This window comes from Microbacterium sp. STRO-2N (assembly GCF_057747775.1).
Map to the genome: position 1 here is coordinate 702905 of NZ_CM173223.1, position 16824 is coordinate 719728.

The 16824-nt window shown below is 70.9% G+C and carries 15 protein-coding genes; 11 read left to right on the forward strand and 4 right to left on the reverse strand.

Features of this window, described 5'->3' with window-relative positions:
• The first annotated feature begins 32 nt into the window (after positions 1 to 32).
• The 6 genes from AC3ANN_RS03015 to ccsB are packed head-to-tail and all read left to right on the forward strand — an operon-like array spanning position 33 to position 5598.
• The gene (locus AC3ANN_RS03015) at positions 33 to 644 is read left to right on the forward strand and encodes a DedA family protein (protein ID WP_488340896.1); all 612 of its coding nucleotides are present in this window, start codon (positions 33 to 35) and stop codon (positions 642 to 644) included.
• Positions 645 to 686: 42 nt separating this feature from the next.
• Complete coding sequence (locus tag AC3ANN_RS03020) at positions 687 to 1316, forward strand: histidine phosphatase family protein (protein WP_488339537.1); 630 nt, start codon at positions 687 to 689, stop codon at positions 1314 to 1316.
• Positions 1313 to 1951 carry a TlpA family protein disulfide reductase gene (locus AC3ANN_RS03025; RefSeq protein ID WP_488339538.1) on the forward strand — a complete coding sequence of 213 codons (639 nt, stop codon included), beginning with the start codon at positions 1313 to 1315 and terminating at the stop codon, positions 1949 to 1951. The genes AC3ANN_RS03020 and AC3ANN_RS03025 overlap by 4 nt, the downstream gene beginning before the upstream one ends.
• Before the next feature lie 35 nt (positions 1952 to 1986).
• A complete protein-coding gene (locus AC3ANN_RS03030) occupies positions 1987 to 2775 on the forward strand; it encodes a cytochrome c biogenesis CcdA family protein (RefSeq protein ID WP_488340897.1) in 789 nt (262 codons plus the stop codon).
• Positions 2756 to 4507, forward strand: a complete 1752-nt coding sequence (gene resB / locus AC3ANN_RS03035) for a cytochrome c biogenesis protein ResB (protein WP_488339539.1) — start codon at positions 2756 to 2758, stop codon at positions 4505 to 4507. Before AC3ANN_RS03030 ends, resB begins: the two co-directional genes overlap by 20 nt.
• Before the next feature lie 5 nt (positions 4508 to 4512).
• Positions 4513 to 5598: a c-type cytochrome biogenesis protein CcsB gene (gene ccsB / locus AC3ANN_RS03040; RefSeq protein ID WP_488339540.1), complete on the forward strand. Its 1086-nt coding sequence runs from the start codon at positions 4513 to 4515 to the stop codon at positions 5596 to 5598.
• Positions 5599 to 5629: 31 nt separating this feature from the next.
• On the opposite strand, the gene AC3ANN_RS03045 is transcribed toward ccsB, so the two are convergent.
• From AC3ANN_RS03045 to AC3ANN_RS03055, 3 genes are all read right to left on the reverse strand, one after another.
• Positions 5630 to 6133 (reverse strand): nitroreductase/quinone reductase family protein, encoded by a 504-nt coding sequence (locus tag AC3ANN_RS03045; RefSeq protein ID WP_488339541.1) that lies wholly within the window; start codon positions 6131 to 6133, stop codon positions 5630 to 5632.
• A 177-nt stretch (positions 6134 to 6310) separates the two neighbouring features.
• A complete protein-coding gene (locus AC3ANN_RS03050; RefSeq protein ID WP_488339542.1) occupies positions 6311 to 8341 on the reverse strand; it encodes a YhgE/Pip family protein in 2031 nt (676 codons plus the stop codon).
• Entirely contained in the window at positions 8338 to 11391 is a 3054-nt protein-coding gene (locus tag AC3ANN_RS03055) for an MMPL family transporter (protein ID WP_488339543.1), read from the reverse strand. Before AC3ANN_RS03055 ends, AC3ANN_RS03050 begins: the two co-directional genes overlap by 4 nt.
• 137 nt (positions 11392 to 11528) lie before the next feature.
• On the opposite strand from AC3ANN_RS03055, the gene AC3ANN_RS03060 reads away from it, so the two are divergent.
• Positions 11529 to 12170, forward strand: a complete 642-nt coding sequence (locus AC3ANN_RS03060) for a TetR/AcrR family transcriptional regulator (RefSeq protein ID WP_488339544.1) — start codon at positions 11529 to 11531, stop codon at positions 12168 to 12170.
• On the opposite strand, the gene AC3ANN_RS03065 is transcribed toward AC3ANN_RS03060, so the two are convergent.
• Positions 12148 to 13155 (reverse strand): o-succinylbenzoate synthase, encoded by a 1008-nt coding sequence (locus AC3ANN_RS03065; RefSeq protein WP_488339545.1) that lies wholly within the window; start codon positions 13153 to 13155, stop codon positions 12148 to 12150. The two genes, AC3ANN_RS03060 and AC3ANN_RS03065, sit on opposite strands and share 23 nt — an antisense overlap.
• Positions 13156 to 13290: 135 nt before the next feature.
• Between AC3ANN_RS03065 and AC3ANN_RS03070 the strand changes: the two genes are divergently transcribed.
• From AC3ANN_RS03070 to AC3ANN_RS03085, 4 genes are all read left to right on the forward strand, one after another.
• Positions 13291 to 13626, forward strand: a complete 336-nt coding sequence (locus AC3ANN_RS03070) for a PadR family transcriptional regulator (protein ID WP_488339546.1) — start codon at positions 13291 to 13293, stop codon at positions 13624 to 13626.
• 1 nt (position 13627) lies between these two features.
• Positions 13628 to 14581 carry a permease prefix domain 1-containing protein gene (locus AC3ANN_RS03075; RefSeq protein WP_488339547.1) on the forward strand — a complete coding sequence of 318 codons (954 nt, stop codon included), beginning with the start codon at positions 13628 to 13630 and terminating at the stop codon, positions 14579 to 14581.
• Positions 14582 to 14623: 42 nt separating this feature from the next.
• Complete coding sequence (locus AC3ANN_RS03080; protein WP_488339548.1) at positions 14624 to 15568, forward strand: hypothetical protein; 945 nt, start codon at positions 14624 to 14626, stop codon at positions 15566 to 15568.
• Positions 15569 to 15637: 69 nt separating this feature from the next.
• A complete protein-coding gene (locus AC3ANN_RS03085) occupies positions 15638 to 16438 on the forward strand; it encodes an LLM class F420-dependent oxidoreductase (RefSeq protein WP_488339549.1) in 801 nt (266 codons plus the stop codon).
• Positions 16439 to 16824: the final 386 nt, after the last annotated feature.

Consider the following 16824-nt stretch of genomic DNA (forward strand, 5'->3'; position numbering starts at 1 on the left):
TCAGCTCCCTCGCGGACTGGGCCGTCTCCCTGATGGAGGTGATCGGCCCCGCGGGCGCCGGCCTCGCCATCGCGATGGAGAACCTCTTCCCGCCCTTGCCGAGCGAGGTGATCCTGCCGATGGCGGGCCTCGCGTCGAGCCGCGGCTCGTTCACGCTCTTCGAGGCGCTGTTCTGGACGACGGCCGGCTCCATCGTCGGCGCGATGCTGCTGTACGGCCTGGGCGCGTGGCTCGGCGTGGCGCGTCTGCGGTCGTTCGCCGCGAAGATGCCGCTGCTGCGCCCCGACGACATCGACCGCACCGTCGCGTGGTTCTCGCGCCACGGCGGCAAGGCGGTGTTCTTCGGTCGCATGATCCCGATCTTCCGCAGTCTCATCTCGATCCCCGCGGGCATCACGCGCATGCCCCTGTGGCGCTTCGCGCTGCTGACGGCGGCGGGCAGCCTCATCTGGAACTCGATCTTCGTGCTGTCGGGCTTCTTCCTCGGCGAGTCGTGGCACATCGTCGAGCGCTATGCCGACATCCTCCAGTACGTCGTGATCGCTGCCGCCGCGCTCGCGGTCGCCTGGTTCGTATATGCGCGCATCCGCGCACTGCTCGCCGATCGCGGCTCGGGCTCGCGCACCGAGCCCGAGCTGGACTGACGCTCAGCGGCCCCACAGAACGAGCCGCCGTAGACTGGTCGGGTGCCCGCAGACCGCCTCCATCTCGTGCGCCACGGGGAGGTCCACAATCCTCGTCGCGTGCTCTATGGGCGACTCCCGGGTTACGGTCTGAGCGCCGACGGACGCCGCATGGCGCGACAGGCGGCGGAGTTCATCCATGCGATGCAGCGCCCGGTGTCGTCGCTCGTGTGCTCTCCGCTGCAGCGCACGCGCGAGTCGGCGGAGCCGTTCGTCGAGGTCTTCGGCATCGAGGCCGTCGTCGACGAGCGCGTGATCGAGCCGACCAACGTCTTCGAGGGCAAGCGGATGGTGCGCGCTCTCGTGAACCCGTGGAACTGGAGACACCTGCGCAAGCCGGCGCTGCCCAGCTGGGGCGAGCCGTATGCGGACGTCGTCGGTCGCATGAACGCGGCGATGACGCACGCGTGGGATGCCGCCGACTCGGGCGACGTCGTGATCGTGTCGCATCAGCTCCCGATCTGGATCACCCATCTCGCGGTGGCGGGTCTGCCGTTGCGGCACGACCCGCGCGATCGGCGCTGCGCGCTGTCGAGCGTGACGAGCTTCGAGATGGTCGACGGCAAATGGACCGAGACCGCCTACGCCGAGCCGGCGTCGACGGCGGGTGCACTGGACGTGGGGGCGGTATGACGGGGCGCGGGACGCTGAGCGGGCGAGGCAGGACGCGGCGCGGGCTGCGGGCCGCGGCATCCGTCGTCTTCGCCGCCTCCCTGATCGCCGGACTCGCGGCGTGCACGAGCGACCCGCTCGCGGAGCAGTACCGCGAGGGCGACAACAAGGGCTTCATCGCGGCGAGCGGCGTGCGCTACGTCGAGATCCCCGAGGACGAGCGCACCGAGCCGATCGCGTTCGAGGGCGTGCTCGACACCGGCGGCACGGTGACCGACGCGGACTTCGCGGGCGATGTCGTGGTCGTGAACTTCTGGTACGCGGCCTGCGCGCCGTGCCGTGTCGAAGCGCCCGAGCTGGACGAGGCGCAGGCGGCGCTCGAGGGCGAGGCGGTGTCGTTCCTCGGCGTCAACCTGTACGACGGCGCCGAGGCATCGCGGTCGTTCGCCGAGACCTACGGCATCCGGTATCCGAGTGCCCTGGCGACCGAGGACGGATCGATCAAGCTCGCCTTCGCCGGTCAGACCCCGCTCAACGCCGTGCCCTCGACGCTCGTGCTCGACAGCCAGGGCCGCGTCGCCGTGCGCATCATCGGACAGCTCGAGGACGCCTCGATCCTCGAGACGCTCGTGCGCGAGACGCTGGAGGAGGCGTGAGTCTCACCGACCTCGTCGCGGACGGGTCGCTCCTCGTGGCGATCCCGATCGCCGTGCTGGCCGGCGTCCTGTCGTTCCTCTCGCCGTGCGTGCTGCCTCTCGTGCCCGGGTACCTCGGGTTCATCGGGGGAGCGGTGGCGCCTCGCCCGGCCGCGGTCGGCGCCCGAGGCGAGCCCGTTCCGACAGCCTCCACCACCGCGGGCCAGGCAGATCGTGCCGTGGCGACGGATGCCGCACCCGAAGCCGGCCGCGGCCGCCTGGTGCTCGGGGTGCTGCTGTTCATCGCGGGGTTCACGGTGGTGTTCGTCAGCATCGCGATGCTGGGCGGAACGCTCGGCCGCTTCCTGCTGGAGTATGCCGACATCATCACGCGGGTGCTCGGGGTGGTCATCATCGCGATGGGCTTCGTGTTCATGGGATGGTTTGGCATCGCGCAGCGCATCGCGCGCCCGCAGGTGCGGAGCAGCCTCGGACTCATCGGCGCGCCGCTGCTGGGCGTCGCGCTCGGCATCGGATGGGCGCCCTGCATCGGTCCGACCCTCGGCGTGATCCTGACGATGGCGTTCGACTCGGCATCGACGGGCCGAGCCGCCCTGTTGGGTGTCGCGTACTCGCTGGGCCTCGGCATCCCGTTCCTGCTGCTCACGCTCGGGTTCGGATGGGCGACGCGTTCGGTGTCGTTCGTGCGGCGGCACATCCGCGTCGTCAACCTCATCGGCGGCGCGCTGCTGATCGTGCTCGGCCTCCTGATGGTGACCGGCGTGTGGACCGAGATCATGGCGCAGCTCCAGGGGGTGTTCCGCAGTGTCCCGACCCCGCTCTGACGCTTCGACCGCCGAACCGGTCGAAGGGACGCTGCGTCCCTCCGACCACGCCGACGCCGCCGACACTCCGGACATCTCGCAGCCGGCCCTCGGCTTCACGGGCTGGCTGCGCTGGGGCTGGCGGCAGCTGACCTCGATGCGCACCGCGCTCGTGCTGCTGCTGCTGCTCGCGATCGCGGCGGTGCCAGGCTCGCTGGTGCCCCAGCGCAGCGCCGACCCGAACGGCGTCACGCAGTACTTCCAGGACAACCCCGACCTGGCGCCGATCCTCGACAACGTCAGCATGTTCGACGTGTACACGTCGCCGTGGTTCTCGGCGATCTACATCCTGCTGTTCGTGTCGCTCGTCGGCTGCATCATCCCGCGCACCCGCCACCACTACAAGGCGCTGCGCGCGAAGCCTCCGCGCACGCCCGCGCGGCTGTCGCGCCTGGAGGCCCACCGGTCCGAGACCCTCGAGTACGCGGACGAGACGAATGCCGCGGCTGCGGCATCCGTCGCCATCGATGCCGCCCGCCAGCAGCTGCGGAAGGCGGGGTATCGCGTCGAGCGCTACGACACCCGCACGGCGCTGTCGGTCTCGGGTGAGCGCGGCTATCTGCGCGAGACGGGCAACCTCGTCTTCCACGCGTCGCTGGTCGGGGTGCTCGTCGCGGTCGGCATCGGCGGCGGCCTCACCTACACCGGCCAGACGGTGATCATCGAGGGCCGCACGTGGGTGAACACCCTGCTGGACTACACGTCGTTCAACCCGGGCCGCTTCGTCGACGAGGACACGGCCCTCACGCCCTACTCGCTCACGCTTGACCGGTTCGACGTGACCTACCAGCCGCTCGGCAGCCAGGGCCAGGGGCAGGCCGGCGACTTCGTCGCGAACCTCACCACGCAGCTCGCGGGCGGCGAGCCGTCGGCGGGCGAGGTGCGGGTCAACCAGCCGCTCGAGATGGCGGGCGACCGCATCTATCTCATGGGCAACGGCTATGCGCCGACGCTCACCGTCCGCGACGCGGATGGCGAGATCGTCTTCTCGGAGTCCGTGCCGTTCCTGCCGCAGGACACCAACATGACCTCGCTCGGCGTCGTCAAGGTGCCCGACGGGCTCGACGAGCAGATGGGCCTCGTGGGCTTCTTCTACCCGACGCAGGTGAAACGGGCGGACGGCGCCTTCGCGTCGGCGTACCCGGCCCTGACGAACCCGGTCGTGACGCTCGACGTGTACGAGGGCGATCTCGGGATCGACGGGGGCGTCCCGCGTTCGGTGTACACGCTCGACACGAGCGAGATGGACAAGCTCACCGGCCGGGGAACCGATGCCGAGTCGATCGAGCTCGCGCCCGGCGAGACCGCCGAGCTGCCCGGCGGCCGCGGCACGGTCACGTTCGAGAACGAGGCGCCGGAGGGCGCCGCCGGCTACGACGAGTCGGTGAAGCGGTATGTCTCGCTCTCGATCCATCGCGATGCCGCGGCGGCGTGGGTGCTGCTGTTCGCGATCCTCGCGACGGCGGGCCTGCTCGCGGGCCTGTTCGTCCCCCGTCGCCGCATGTGGGTCAAGGCGACCACGCGGGGCCACGTCGTGGAGGTCGAGTACGCGGGGCTCGCTCGCGGCGAGGATCCGGCGCTCGGAGCCGCCGTCGACCAGTTCGCCGAGCGCCACCTCGCATCGCTCGCCCACGGCCGGCCGGCGCCCGACCAGGCCCCGTCGGGGCCTCGATCGCGCCCCGACGTAGACTGAGAGCCATGCCCGAAGCATCCGTGTTCAGCGCTGCCGTCGTCGAGCCTCAGGGTCTCGGCCTGGAGTCGATCTCGGTGCTGCTGGTCTGGACGGCCATCGCCATCTACGCCCTCGCGTTCGCAGCGTACGCCGTCGACCTGGCGCGGCGCGGGGCGGCGGCGGCGGACGCGAAGGATGCCGCGACCCAGCGTTCGCGCGAGCTCGTGGCCGCCGGCATCGGCTACGCCGGCACGGTCGACACGATGCGCGCCGAGGAGGTCGCGTCGGAGTCCGCGCTCAACGCGCCGATCGGGCGACGCCGGCGGTTCGTGTGGGCGCGCATCGGCACGTCGCTGACGGTGCTCGCCTTCCTCTTCCACCTCGGCGCCGACGTGACGCGCGGCATCGCCGCGGGACGCGTGCCGTGGTCGAACATGTACGAGTTCGCCCTCACCGGCACCCTCCTCATCGTCGCGGTGTATCTGGCCGTGCTTCTCCGCTACGACCTGCGCTTTCTCGGCACGTTCATCACCGGGCTCGTCGCCGTGCTGCTGGGAGGGACCGCGATCTGGTTCTACACCGAGATCGTGCCCTTGATGGACCCGCTGAAGTCCGTATGGCTCGTCATCCACGTCTTCGTCGCGTCACTGTCGACGGCGCTGTTCGCCCTCGCGTTCGGCCTGTCGGTGCTGCAGCTCATGCAGGCGCGGCGCGAGCGCAAGACGACGGCAGCGACCGACCTGGCCGACGGGGGAACGGCTGTCAAGACGGGGCCGACCTTCCTGCGGACGCTCCCGAGCGCCGACGCGCTCGAGTCGCTCGCGTACCGCTTCGCGATCATCGGGTTCATCTTCTGGACCTTCACCCTGATCGCAGGATCGATCTGGGCGAACGACGCGTGGGGTCGTTACTGGGGCTTCGACACCAAGGAAGTCTGGACCTTCGTCATCTGGGTGCTGTACGCCGGCTACATCCACGCGCGCGCGACGCGCGGCTGGCGCGGCGCCCGATCGGCGTGGCTGTCGATCATCGGGTTCACCGCGGTGATCTTCAACTTCACGATCGTCAACATGTTCTTCAAGGGCCTCCACGCCTACTCCGGACTGAGCTGACCGCTGCCGGACGATCAGGCCGCCGCGGCGGTCAGCGCGCGTCGTCCGCCGGCTCGAGCACGACGATCGGGGTCTCGCGCGTGCGTCGTGCCGCGTTGGCGTCGAGGTCGTCGCCGCCTCCGAGCGTGCGGTAGACGTCCCACAGGCGTTCGCGTTCGCTCCCGTGCGCTTCTCGGGCGCGCACGCGGCGACGGCCTTCGGGCAGGTCGACGGATGCCTCGGGATGGGCCTGGAGGTTCAGCCGCCACGCCGGCGGGGGATCGCCCCAGCCGTTCATCGCCATCGTGACGACGTTTCGGCCGTCTTCGATGTACGCGACGATCGCCTGGCGGGGCTCGCCCGATCTGCGGCCGACCGTGTGCAGGCGCATCATGCCCCACACCTTCTCGGTCGGCGGGCGCAGGCCCATGCGCCCGCCCGAGACGTTGTAGATCGCGCGGTGCACCACCCACGCGGTGCGGATGAACCAGCGCGGCGGAAGACGGGTGGAACCCGCGGACGAGGATGCCGGAGTGTGGGGCGATGACGTGCTCACGTGCCGATCATGTCGGTCTCGCGGCGCGGGCGCCATCAGCCGATCGGCCGATCTTCGCGCGGCCCCGGCGCCCAGGGCTGCTCGCCCGCCGCGCGCTCCGCAGGAGAAATGCGCTTCCGCCGGAGCCTGGTGCGAAATCCGTCCTGCGGAACGCGGCTTCTCCTGCGGAACGAACGTCTACGCCGTGACGGGAGTGGCCTCCAGCAGCGCGCGAGCCGACGTGGTGCGACGGCGTACGACCGCGATCATCGTGGCCGCGAGGGCGATCAGGGTCCAGATGACGAGCCCTGCGAACGCGGTGCCGAGTCCCGACGCCGAAGTGAGCGCGGCCAGCATTCCCGCGTACGCCGGCGCGGTGGGCATGAACCCGGCGATGTCGCTCAGCGCACCCGGTGCGGTCGACACGACGCCGGTGGCGACCGCGAGCACGCCGACGAGTGCGGCGATCCAGCGACCCGCGCCGCCGAAGACCGCGACGAGCGCCTGGTTCACCGCCGCGAACGCGATGCCCGCCACGACGCTCACCGCCGCGAACGCCGACCACTCCGCCCACGAGTACGACGCAGCCAGCTGCACGACGCCCGCGACGAGCAGGCCCTGCACGGCGCCGAGCGCGGCGGCCGGAAGGTACGAGCGGAGTGCGAGCAGCGCCGACGGTGCGCGCGACGTGAGCGCTCGCCGCGACACCGCCTGCAGTGCGATGAACGTGCCCAGGCCGCCGAACCACAGCGCGAGCGTCGCGAGCAGCGGAACCGCCGACGCGCCGAAGAGCGACGTGCCGACGCCTGTCGCCTCGACCGGGTCGGCGACGACGGTGGCGAGGTCGGTCGCCTCCTCATCGGTGTACGACGGGAGGGATCCGGATGCCGTGGCCAGCCCGCTCGCGAGCTCCTGGTTGCCCGTCGCGAGCTCGGCGATGCCGTCCGCGAGGGTCGTCGCGCCGTCTGCCGCCTGGCCCGCGCCGGACGCGAGCTGCGAGGCGCCGGACGACAAGCCGCTGGCGCCATCGGAGGACTGCGTCGTCGCCGTCGCGAGCTGGTCGAGACCGGTCGCGAGCCCGCGCGCGCCGTTCGCGGCTTCGGTGAGGCCCGCGCTGGTCTCGGTCATGAGACTGCCGACCCCGCTGGCCGTCGGGACCGCGTAGCCGGCAGCGGTTCCGGCGCTCAGGGCGGCGACTCCTGCGTCCTTCGCGGCGGCCCCGACGCCGGTGGCGAGCACGCCCAGCTGATCGCAGAACTCCTTCCCCGAGACGGCGGGGTTGCACTGGGCGTAGAGCACGCCGAGCTTCTGGGCGAGCCCGGGATTCTTCTCGTCGGGGTTCCCGAGCAGCTGTGCGAGAGCCTGAGTCTGCCGCGCGGCCGCTCCGGCGTTCAGGGCCGACGCGTTCGCGGCGTCGAGCAGCTCCTGGTTCGTCACGCGGGCGGCCGCTCCATCGAGCGCGGCCCCGAGGTCGCGCGCGCCCTGGGCCGCCCCGCCGATCCCGCCAGCGATCCTTCCCAGACCGTTCGCGAGCTCGGTCGCTCCACTCGAAAGCTGCCCCGCCCCGTCGCCCAGCTGCGCGATGCCGCCGGGCAGCGCGGCCGCGCCGTCCGCTGCCTGCTGCGCACCGTCGGCGAGCTGCTGCGCGCCGTCGGCCGCGGTGCCGAGCTCGTCGCCGAGCGTCGTGAAGCCGAGGAGCACGTTCTCGAGGTAGACGCTCGAGAGCTCGGTCCCCATCGCCGAGGCGGCCGCGTTCGCGACCTGCGCCGTGATGGCGTCGTCGACGATGAGGCTGTCGGGAGGTGTCTGGACCTCGATCGTCGCCTTCTCGGGCACTTCGCCCGGCTGCGTCGAGGTCGCCGCGGCCGAGAAGTTCTCGGGGATCGTGATGACCGCGGCGTAGGTCCCGTCCGCGAGGCCGGATGCCGCGTCATCCGCGTTCGAGATCCTCCAGGTGAGGTTGCTGTCGAGGTCTTCCGAGCCCTCGACGAGGCCCGCGGTGAGCTGGCGGCCGAGCGGCACGGTCTGGCCGTCGATGGTGACCGGCTCGTCCTCGTTCACGACGGCGGCGGTCAGGCTGTCGAGGCGCTCGACGGGGTTGTAGAGCGCGGCGACGAGGATGCCGCCGATCACGACGGGCAGCAGCAGCACGCCGATGATCGTCAGCCATGTGACGGGACGGCGTGAGCGGGCGCGCTCTATGGCCAGGGCGAAGCGGTTCGTGGTCATGCGGACACCTCTGCGGTGGTGGCGGTCTGTGAGCTGCCGGAGCGCAGGCGGAGCGAGGTGAGATCCGAACGGTGCGCATCGGCGAGGAGTGCGAGGGCAGCGCCCTCAGTGCGGGCGGTGACGACGAGCGTCAGCTCGGTGCCGTCGCCGGAGCGTTCGCGGGATGTGGCGGTGGCGTCCCGCAGGACTGCGGCGGCCTGGTCTCGCTCGGCGGCGTCCAGCGCGTCGATGCCGTCCACGACGACGAGCGATGCGCGCCCGCCGAGAGCCCGGCGAAGCGCCTGCACGCGGTCCTCGGCATCCGTCAGCAGAGCGAGGCCGACGTGCGCGCGCACCCACACCGCACGCTCGGGCAGCAGGTGCCCGGCCACGCGCAGCCGGCCGTCGCTGATCGGCACGCGGCCCGCGATCGCGAGGGCGAAGGCGCGCGCGGCACGAGGGTCGCCGGTGGCGACGAGGGTGCCACCCGGCTCGACGCGGAACGCGGCATCTTCGAACAGCGTGACGTCGCCCACGGCCCGGCCGCCTTCGGCGCGCACTGCGACGCCCTCTGCCACGACGACGGCGGTCGTCGACGGCTCGGGCCAGTCGGCGAGCGACAGCTCGCGCTCGACCGCCTCACCCTCGATGTCGAAGTGCGGGAGGGTCCGCTCGAGCCAGCGCGGGATCCACCACGCCTTGTCGCCGAGCAGCGCCATGACCGCGGGCACGAGGGTCATGCGCACGAGGAACGCGTCGACCGCGATGCCGACGGCGAGGCCGAGGGCGATCGGCTTGATCGACGAGTCGCCCTCCGGCACGAACGCGGCGAACACCGCGAACATGATGACCGCCGCGGCCGTGACGACGCGCGCCGATGCCGTGAAGCCCGATCGCACCGCAGCGAGCGCGATGTCACGCGCCGAGCGCGTGCGGTGCCCGGCGGCCGCACGGCGGGCGTGGACGTAGTCCTCGCGCATGCGGCTGACGAGGAACACCTGGTAGTCCATCGCGAGCCCGAACAGCACGCCCATCAGGATGATCGGCATGAAGCTGATGACAGGGCCCGTGCGCGTCACATGCAGCAGATCGGCGAACCAGCCCCACTCGAACACGGCCGCGACGACGCCGAACGACGCCGCCACTGAGAGGAGGTAGCCCAGCGCCGCCGTGATCGGCACCCAGATCGAGCGGAACACGATCATCAGCAGGATCAGCGACAGGCCGACGACGAAGATGCCGAACGGCAGCAGTGCGGCGCCGAGCCGGTCCGAGATGTCGATGCCGACCGCCGTGAACCCGGTGACCTTGAGGTCGACGCCGTACTCGTCCTCCAGCTCGGGCGCGAGTGCGCGCAGCTCTCGCACCAGGTCCGCGGTCGCCGGGTCGTCCGGCGCGGTCTCGGGCACGATCTGGATGAGCCCCGTGTCGGCCGTCTCGTTCGGCGTCGCGAGCGCGATCTCCTTCACGCCCGGCACCTGCTCGATCTCGTCGGCCAGGTCGGCCATCAGCCCGAGCGGATCCGTCGAGGTCACGATCGTGCCGGTCATGATGAGCGGCCCGTTGGCTCCCGGACCGAAGTGCTCGGCCGTGAGATCGTACGCCTGACGCGCTTGGCTCGACTCAGGCTGGACCCCCGCGTTCGGCAGCGCGAGAGCGAGGCTCGCGGCGGGGATCGCCATGATGCCGAGGGTCAGGACGACGGCGATGGTGGTGACGAGCGGGTGGCTGGTGACGAGATTCACCCACTTGTTGGATTTCGTCTTCTTCTTCGGTTGCGTGGGTCGCGTCGGTTGAGCTGTGAGGGTGTGGTTCGGTTCGTGCGTCTCTGCGGCATCCGTCGGCGCTCCCGCGCGACCAGTGAGTTCTGCGGGGCCGGAGCCGCCCGCCGTCGGTTCCTCAGCGGGTTTGCTCGCGATTGACGGTTCATCGGACTCGGTCGTTGAGCGCCCTTCGACAAGCTCAGGGGCCGCTCCGCGAGACGAAACGTCCTGAGCCTTCGCAGACACCCGGGGGAGAGGCATCCCTCGACGCTTCCTGCCGTGGCCCCAGCCGGCCACGCGGGCCTTCGCGAAACCGAGGAGGGCGGGCGTCAGGGTGACCGCGACGACCACGGCGATCGCGACGGCCACGGCGGCGGCGACGCCCATCGTGGTCAGGAACGGGATGCCGGCGAAGCCGAGACCGATGAGCGCGATCAGCACCGTGACGCCCGCGAACACGACCGCCGAGCCCGCGGTGCCGGTCGCGCGCGCGGCGGACTCCTCCGGGCCGACGCCGGCGCGCACCTGGTCCTGATGCCGAGCCACGATGAACAGCGCGTAGTCGATGCCGACGGCGAGGCCCAGCATGATCGCGAGCATCGGCGTCGTCGACGAGATCGAGGCGAACGCGGTCGCGACGTAGATGAGCGCGATCGACAGCCCGACGCCGATGAGCGCCGACACCAGCGGGAACCACGCGACGGCGAACGAGCGGAACGTCACGATCAGGACGAAGAGGGCGATCAGCACGCCGACGGCCTCGATGAGCGACAGCGCCGGCACCGACGTCGAGAAGAGATCGCCGCCCATCGCGACCTGCGCCCCGTCGGGAAGCGATTCGCGCAGGTCGTCCGCGACGTCCTCGAGCGCGGCCTTGGTGTCGTCCGAGACGTCCGTCGCCTGGCCGTCGAACTGCAGACGGATGATGGCGGCGCTCTCGTCGTCCGACACCATGCCGGTGACCATGTCGTCGAACGGGTCGGTGACCGCGATGACACCGTCGAGGTCTTCGAGCTCGGCGACGACGTCGCCGATGCCCGACGCGTACGGGTCGACGTCGATCGCGTCGCCGCCGCCCGCGACCACGACGAGCTGCGCGCTCGTGCCGCTCGCCTGCGGGAAGCTGCGGTCGAGCAGCTCGATGCCCTCCTGTGCCTCGGTGCCGGGGATCGAGAACGAGTTGTCGGTGCCCTTCATGAACACCAGCGCGCCGCCGCCGGCGATGCCGAGCAGCAGCAGCCACGTCACCAGGACCCGCCACGGGTGGCGGTACGACCAGCGGCCGAGCGCATACAGAAGAGTCGACACAGCGCCTCCGGTTTCACGGGTGGGGGGTTCGGGAACCTTCGATACAGCGCTGTATCGGATACATGAGTGTATCGTAAAGCGGGTTGCGCTCCCGAAACTGTGTACCTCGTGTGAGACTGGCCGAAAGGAGAGACCCCATGACCGACGCCGTCGTCACAACGCGCCGCCGCGAGGCGACGCGGCAGAAGCTGCTCGATGCCGCGGCGCAGGTCTTCGCCGAGGTCGGGCTGGACGCGGCATCCGTCGAGGCGATCTGCGAACGCGCCGGGTTCACGCGGGGTGCTTTCTACTCGAACTTCGAGACCAAGGACGAGCTCTTCCTCGAGCTCGCCGCGAACGTCGCTCGCGAGCGCGTCGATGCGGTGCGCACGCGCGTGGCCGAGCTCGAGCGCGCCGGAGCGTTCAGCGGCGCACCCGATAACGCGTTCGAGATCATCCAGCAGGTGCTCGACATCTCGGCCGACGACCGCCTGGGCGTGCTGCTCATGAGCGAGATCCGCATCCACGCGCTGCGCAGCGAGACACTGGCTGCGGCGTACCTCGCGCAGGACGACGAGATGCGGCGCAGCGTCGCGCAGATCATCGACGACATCGGCCGGGCGAAGGTGCTGCGCTTCCGGCTGCCGTCGGACGAGGCCGCGCGCCTCATGCTCACCGTGTGGGAGAGCTCGGCCGTGCGGGCCGCGATGGCCGGCCTCGACTACGAGGAGATGTGCCGCCGCACCAACGCCGAGCTCGCGCGTGTGGCCGAGCTCATCATCGAGCCTCCGGCCGGCTGAGCACCGCGTAGCAGCGGGCCAGCCGCTCGAGCCACCATTCACGGCGGTCGGCGGATGCCGCGTGCGCGTCCAGCAGCGCAGGCTCCGGGCTCACGCGGCCCACGGCCAGCGCCCCGCCGTGTGGCCGCAGCGGCGGCTCGGCGACGTCGGCCGTGAACAGCGACGCGGTCCCGAGTCCGCAGTCGTAGTCGAGCTCCGGGAGCGCGGCGGCCAGCGCCACGCCCATCGCGAGGCCGACCGACGTGTCGAGCGCGCTCGAGACCACCGCCGGCAGCCCGGCCTGGGCGACGATCTCGAGCGCCCGCCGTACGCCTCCGAGCGGCTGCGCCTTCACGACCAGCAGGTCAGCCGCGCCGGCGCGCGCGACCGCGAGGGGATCGGTCGCCCTGCGCACGCTCTCGTCCGCGGCGATCGGGATTCCCATGTACTTCACGCGCCGCCGGAGTTCGGCGAGCTCGTCGACGCTCGCGCACGGCTGCTCGGCGTACTCCAGGTCGAACTCGGCGAGGGCGTGGAGCGCGCGCTCGGCCTCGTCCACGTTCCAGGCGCCGTTCGCATCGATGCGGATGCGCCCTTCGGGACCCATCGCGTCACGTACCGCGTGCACGCGATCGACGTCGTCGTTCAGCCGCTGCCCGGCCTCGGCGACTTTGACCTTCGCGGTGCGGCAGCCGTCGAAGCGCGCCAGCACGGCAGGAACGGATGCCGCGGCCACCGCCGGCACGGTGGCGTTGACGCCGATGGCCTCACGGCGGGCCGCGGGCTGCGGCATCCACCCCCAGTCGATGGCCGCGCCCAGCCACGCCGACGCCTCCGGGTCGCCGTATTCGACGAACGGCGAGAACTCCGTCCAGCCCTCCGGCCCTTCGAACAGCAGGGCTTCGCGCACGTCGACGCCGCGGAACCGCGTCGCGAGCGGCAGTGCCACGACCCGCGTCGTCTCGAGGATGTCGCTGAGCGGGGGCAGGGGCGCGTCGTTGCTCACACGCCCATCCTGCCGCTTCCCCCTGCTCACCTGTCACAAGCGCGGGGACAGCAGTGCTTCGCCACAAGCCGGCCCGAGCGGCGAACGACAATGTGCGGTTGACTATAGTGTGTGACACACAGTAACGTGTAAGGCATGAGCGAATCCGACATCCTCGAGACGCATCTGCAGGAGCTGCGGCGCGGCACCATCGTGCTCGCATGTCTCCGACTTCTCGAGAAGCCGGGCTACGGGTACGGGCTGCTCGAAGAGCTGGGGGAGCGCGGCTTCCCCACCGACGCGAACACCCTGTACCCGCTGCTGCGGCGCCTCGAGAAGCAGGGCTTCCTGACGAGCGAGTGGAACACCGACGAGGCGCGGCCCCGCAAGTTCTACCGCACCAGCACGGCCGGCGTGCAGCTGGCCGTCGCACTCACCGACGACTTCCGCGCGATCGCCACGGCGATCGACGCCCTCCCCGAGGAGAACTGACATGACTTTCCAGACCACGATGACCGACCGCTACGTCGACGCCGCGATGCGCACCGTCCCCGAGGCGCAGCGGGCCGACCTCGCCTCCGAGTTGCGCGCCTCGATCGACGACCAGATCGAGGCCCGCGTCGAACAGGGCGAGGCGCGCGATGCCGCGGAGTACGCCGTGCTCACGGATCTCGGCGATCCCGACAGGCTCGCCGCCCAGTACACGGATCGCCCGCTGTGGCTCGTCGGCCCGCGCTACTTCCTCGACTGGTGGCGGCTGCTGAAGCTGCTGCTGTGGATCGTGATCCCGTTGGCGTCGCTGGCCGTTGCGCTCGCCCAGTTGCTGTCGGGCGCCGACATCGGCGAGATCATCGCCGAGGTCGTCGTCGTCGCGATGAACGTCGCACTCCACGTGTTCTTCTGGGTGACCCTGATCTTCGTCATCCTCGAGCGCAGCGGACAGGAGTCCATGACCGCCGGCCGGTGGACGCCGGATCGCCTGCCCGAGCCGCGCCAGCGCGGGGCCGGCCTGACCGACCTCGTGGCCACACTCGTGTTCCTCGCGGCCGCCGCGGGCGCCATCCTGTGGGACCGCTTCGTCGGCGTCGTGCACGTGGACGGCGAGTGGATGTCGTTTCTCGCGCCGGGACTGTGGCCCTGGTGGATCATCGCGCTCTTCGTGCTGATGGCGCTCGAGGCGCTGCTGGCCATCTCGGTCTACGCCAAGGGTCGCTGGGACCTCGGATCCGCGACCGTCAACCTGTTCCTCAACCTCACGATCGCCGGGGGAGCGCTGCTGCTGCTCACGCAGCACCAGCTGGTGAACCGCGAGTTCCTCGCCGCCCTCGCCACGCAGACGGGAGAGACGGTCGCGACGGTCACCGCCACGATCCTCGGCTTCGTCATCGTGGCAGTCGCGGTGTGGGACACCATCGACGCCTACCTCAAGGCCGCCCGGGCACGCTGACCCCGGCCACGACGAACGCCCTCGCACGAGAAGGACACCGACATGGAACCCCTCACGAAGAACGACTACACCAACCGTTACGTGGACGCGTCGACGCAGTGGCTGCCGCGCGCCCAGCGTGGCGACCACGCCGCCGAGCTGCGCGCGTCGATCCGCGATCAGATCGAAGCCCGCATCGAACTCGGCGATGAGCCGGCCGCCGCCGAGGTCGCCGTGCTGAACGGCATGGGCGACCCTGCGGTGCTCGCCGCCGGGTATGCGGACCGGCCCCTGCAACTCCTCGGTCCGCGCTGGTACCCGGTCTACAGCCGGATCCTGCGGATCGTGCTGTGGAGCACGCTGCCGTTCGTCGCGCTCGGCGTCATCATCGCGATGGTCCTCGAGGGGCGGTCATGGTGGGGCGTGGTCGGGCCCACGCTCGGCATCACGTTCACCGCCGGCACGTGGATCTTCACGATCATGACGATCGTGTTCGTGCGGCTCGAACGCGGCGGTGCACCGCTGGGACCGTGGACGGTCGACCAGCTGCCGATCGGCGACCCGAACGAAGGCCTCCCCGCCGGTCGCGTCGAGAAGGTCGTCGGCGTCGTCGCGGTGCTGCTCGCGATCGCCGCACTCGTCTTCGTCACGGTGCCGTGGAGCGTGCCGGGGGAGGGCACGATGTCGGTGCTCAACCCCGCACTGTGGCCCTGGAGCCTCGTCGTCGGACTGGTGCTGATCCTCGTCGGATCCGTGGTGTCCTTCCTCGCCAGGACAGCCGGACGGTGGAGTCTGAGCAGCGCGCTCGCGAGCGCCGTCATCGCGATCGTCTGGGCCGGGCTCGTCGTCGGTCTGACGCTCGCTGGCATGCTCTTCGATCCGGCATTCGTCGCGCTTCTCGACCTCGACCGGGATGCCGAGCGCGTGATCGGCACCTGCCTCGTCGTGGGCACGATCGGGCTCGCCGCGTGGAGCGTCTACAACACGTTCCGCCAGGCGCTTCGGTAGCGCTGATACCGGGTGGGCGGATGCCGCGGTTCGGAGCCGCGGCATCCGCCCGCCCCTAGGCTGAAAAGCATGCCGCTTCTCGAGACACCCGTACGCCTCGGCGTGCAGTTGCAGCCCCAACACGCGACGTACCCCGCGTTCCGCGATGCCGTCCGCCGCCTCGAAGACATGGGTGTCGACATCCTGTTCAACTGGGACCACTTCTTCCCGCTGTCGGGCGACCCCGACGGGATGCACTTCGAGTCCTGGACGATGCTCGCCGCGTGGGCGGAGCAGACCGAGCGCGTCGAGTTCGGGGCTCTCGTGAACTGCAACAGCTACCGCAACCCCGACCTGCAGGCCGACATGGCGCGCACCGTCGACCACATCTCGGCCAAGGGAAGCGGGCAGGGCAGGTTCATCTTCGCGACCGGCGCCGGATGGTTCGCACGGGACTACGAGGAGTACGGCTACGAGTTCGGCACGGCGGGTTCGCGGCTCGACGACCTCGCGGCCGGTCTCGAGCGCATCGAAGCCCGGTGGGCGAAGCTCAACCCGGCCCCGACCCGCGACATCCCGGTCATGATCGGCGGAAAGGGCGAGCAGAAGACGCTCCGCCTGGTCGCACGTCACGCCGACATCTGGCACAGCTTCGTGCGTCCCGAGGAGCTGCCGCACAAGCTCGACGTGATCGAGCGCTGGGCCGAGCGTGAGCAGCGCGACACGTCCGACCTCGTGATCTCGAACGAGCTGCATCAGCGCGGCGAGGACCACGCCGACGAGCTTCACGCCGCCGGCGTGCGGCTGTTCACGCTCGCGTTCCACGGCCCCGACTGGGACTACCACCTGGTCCGCCGGTGGTTGCGCTGGCGCGACGCCAAGAACGCCTGACACCCTTCGCGCCGCGTGACCGTTCGGGTGGCGCAACACGCCGGATCGCCGGAGGGATGCCGCGTGTCGTGACACCTGAAGCGCGATGCGCTCGCGGGGTCGGGGCCTCGGGTGGCGCAACACGCCGGTTCGGACGGCGGATGCCGCGTGTTGTGACACCTGAGCGCGGTCCGCGCGCGCGTGGGGTTCGGGTCGCCGACGGATGCCGCGGGGCGTGGCCCGTTCGGGTGGCGCAACACGCCGGATCGCCGGAGGGATGCCGCGTGTCGTGACACCTGAAGCGCGGCCCGCTCGCGGGCGAGGGGTTCGGGTCGCCGACGGATGCCGCGGGGCGTGACGGTTCGGGTGGCGCAACACGCCGGATCGCCGGGCGGATGCCGCGTGTC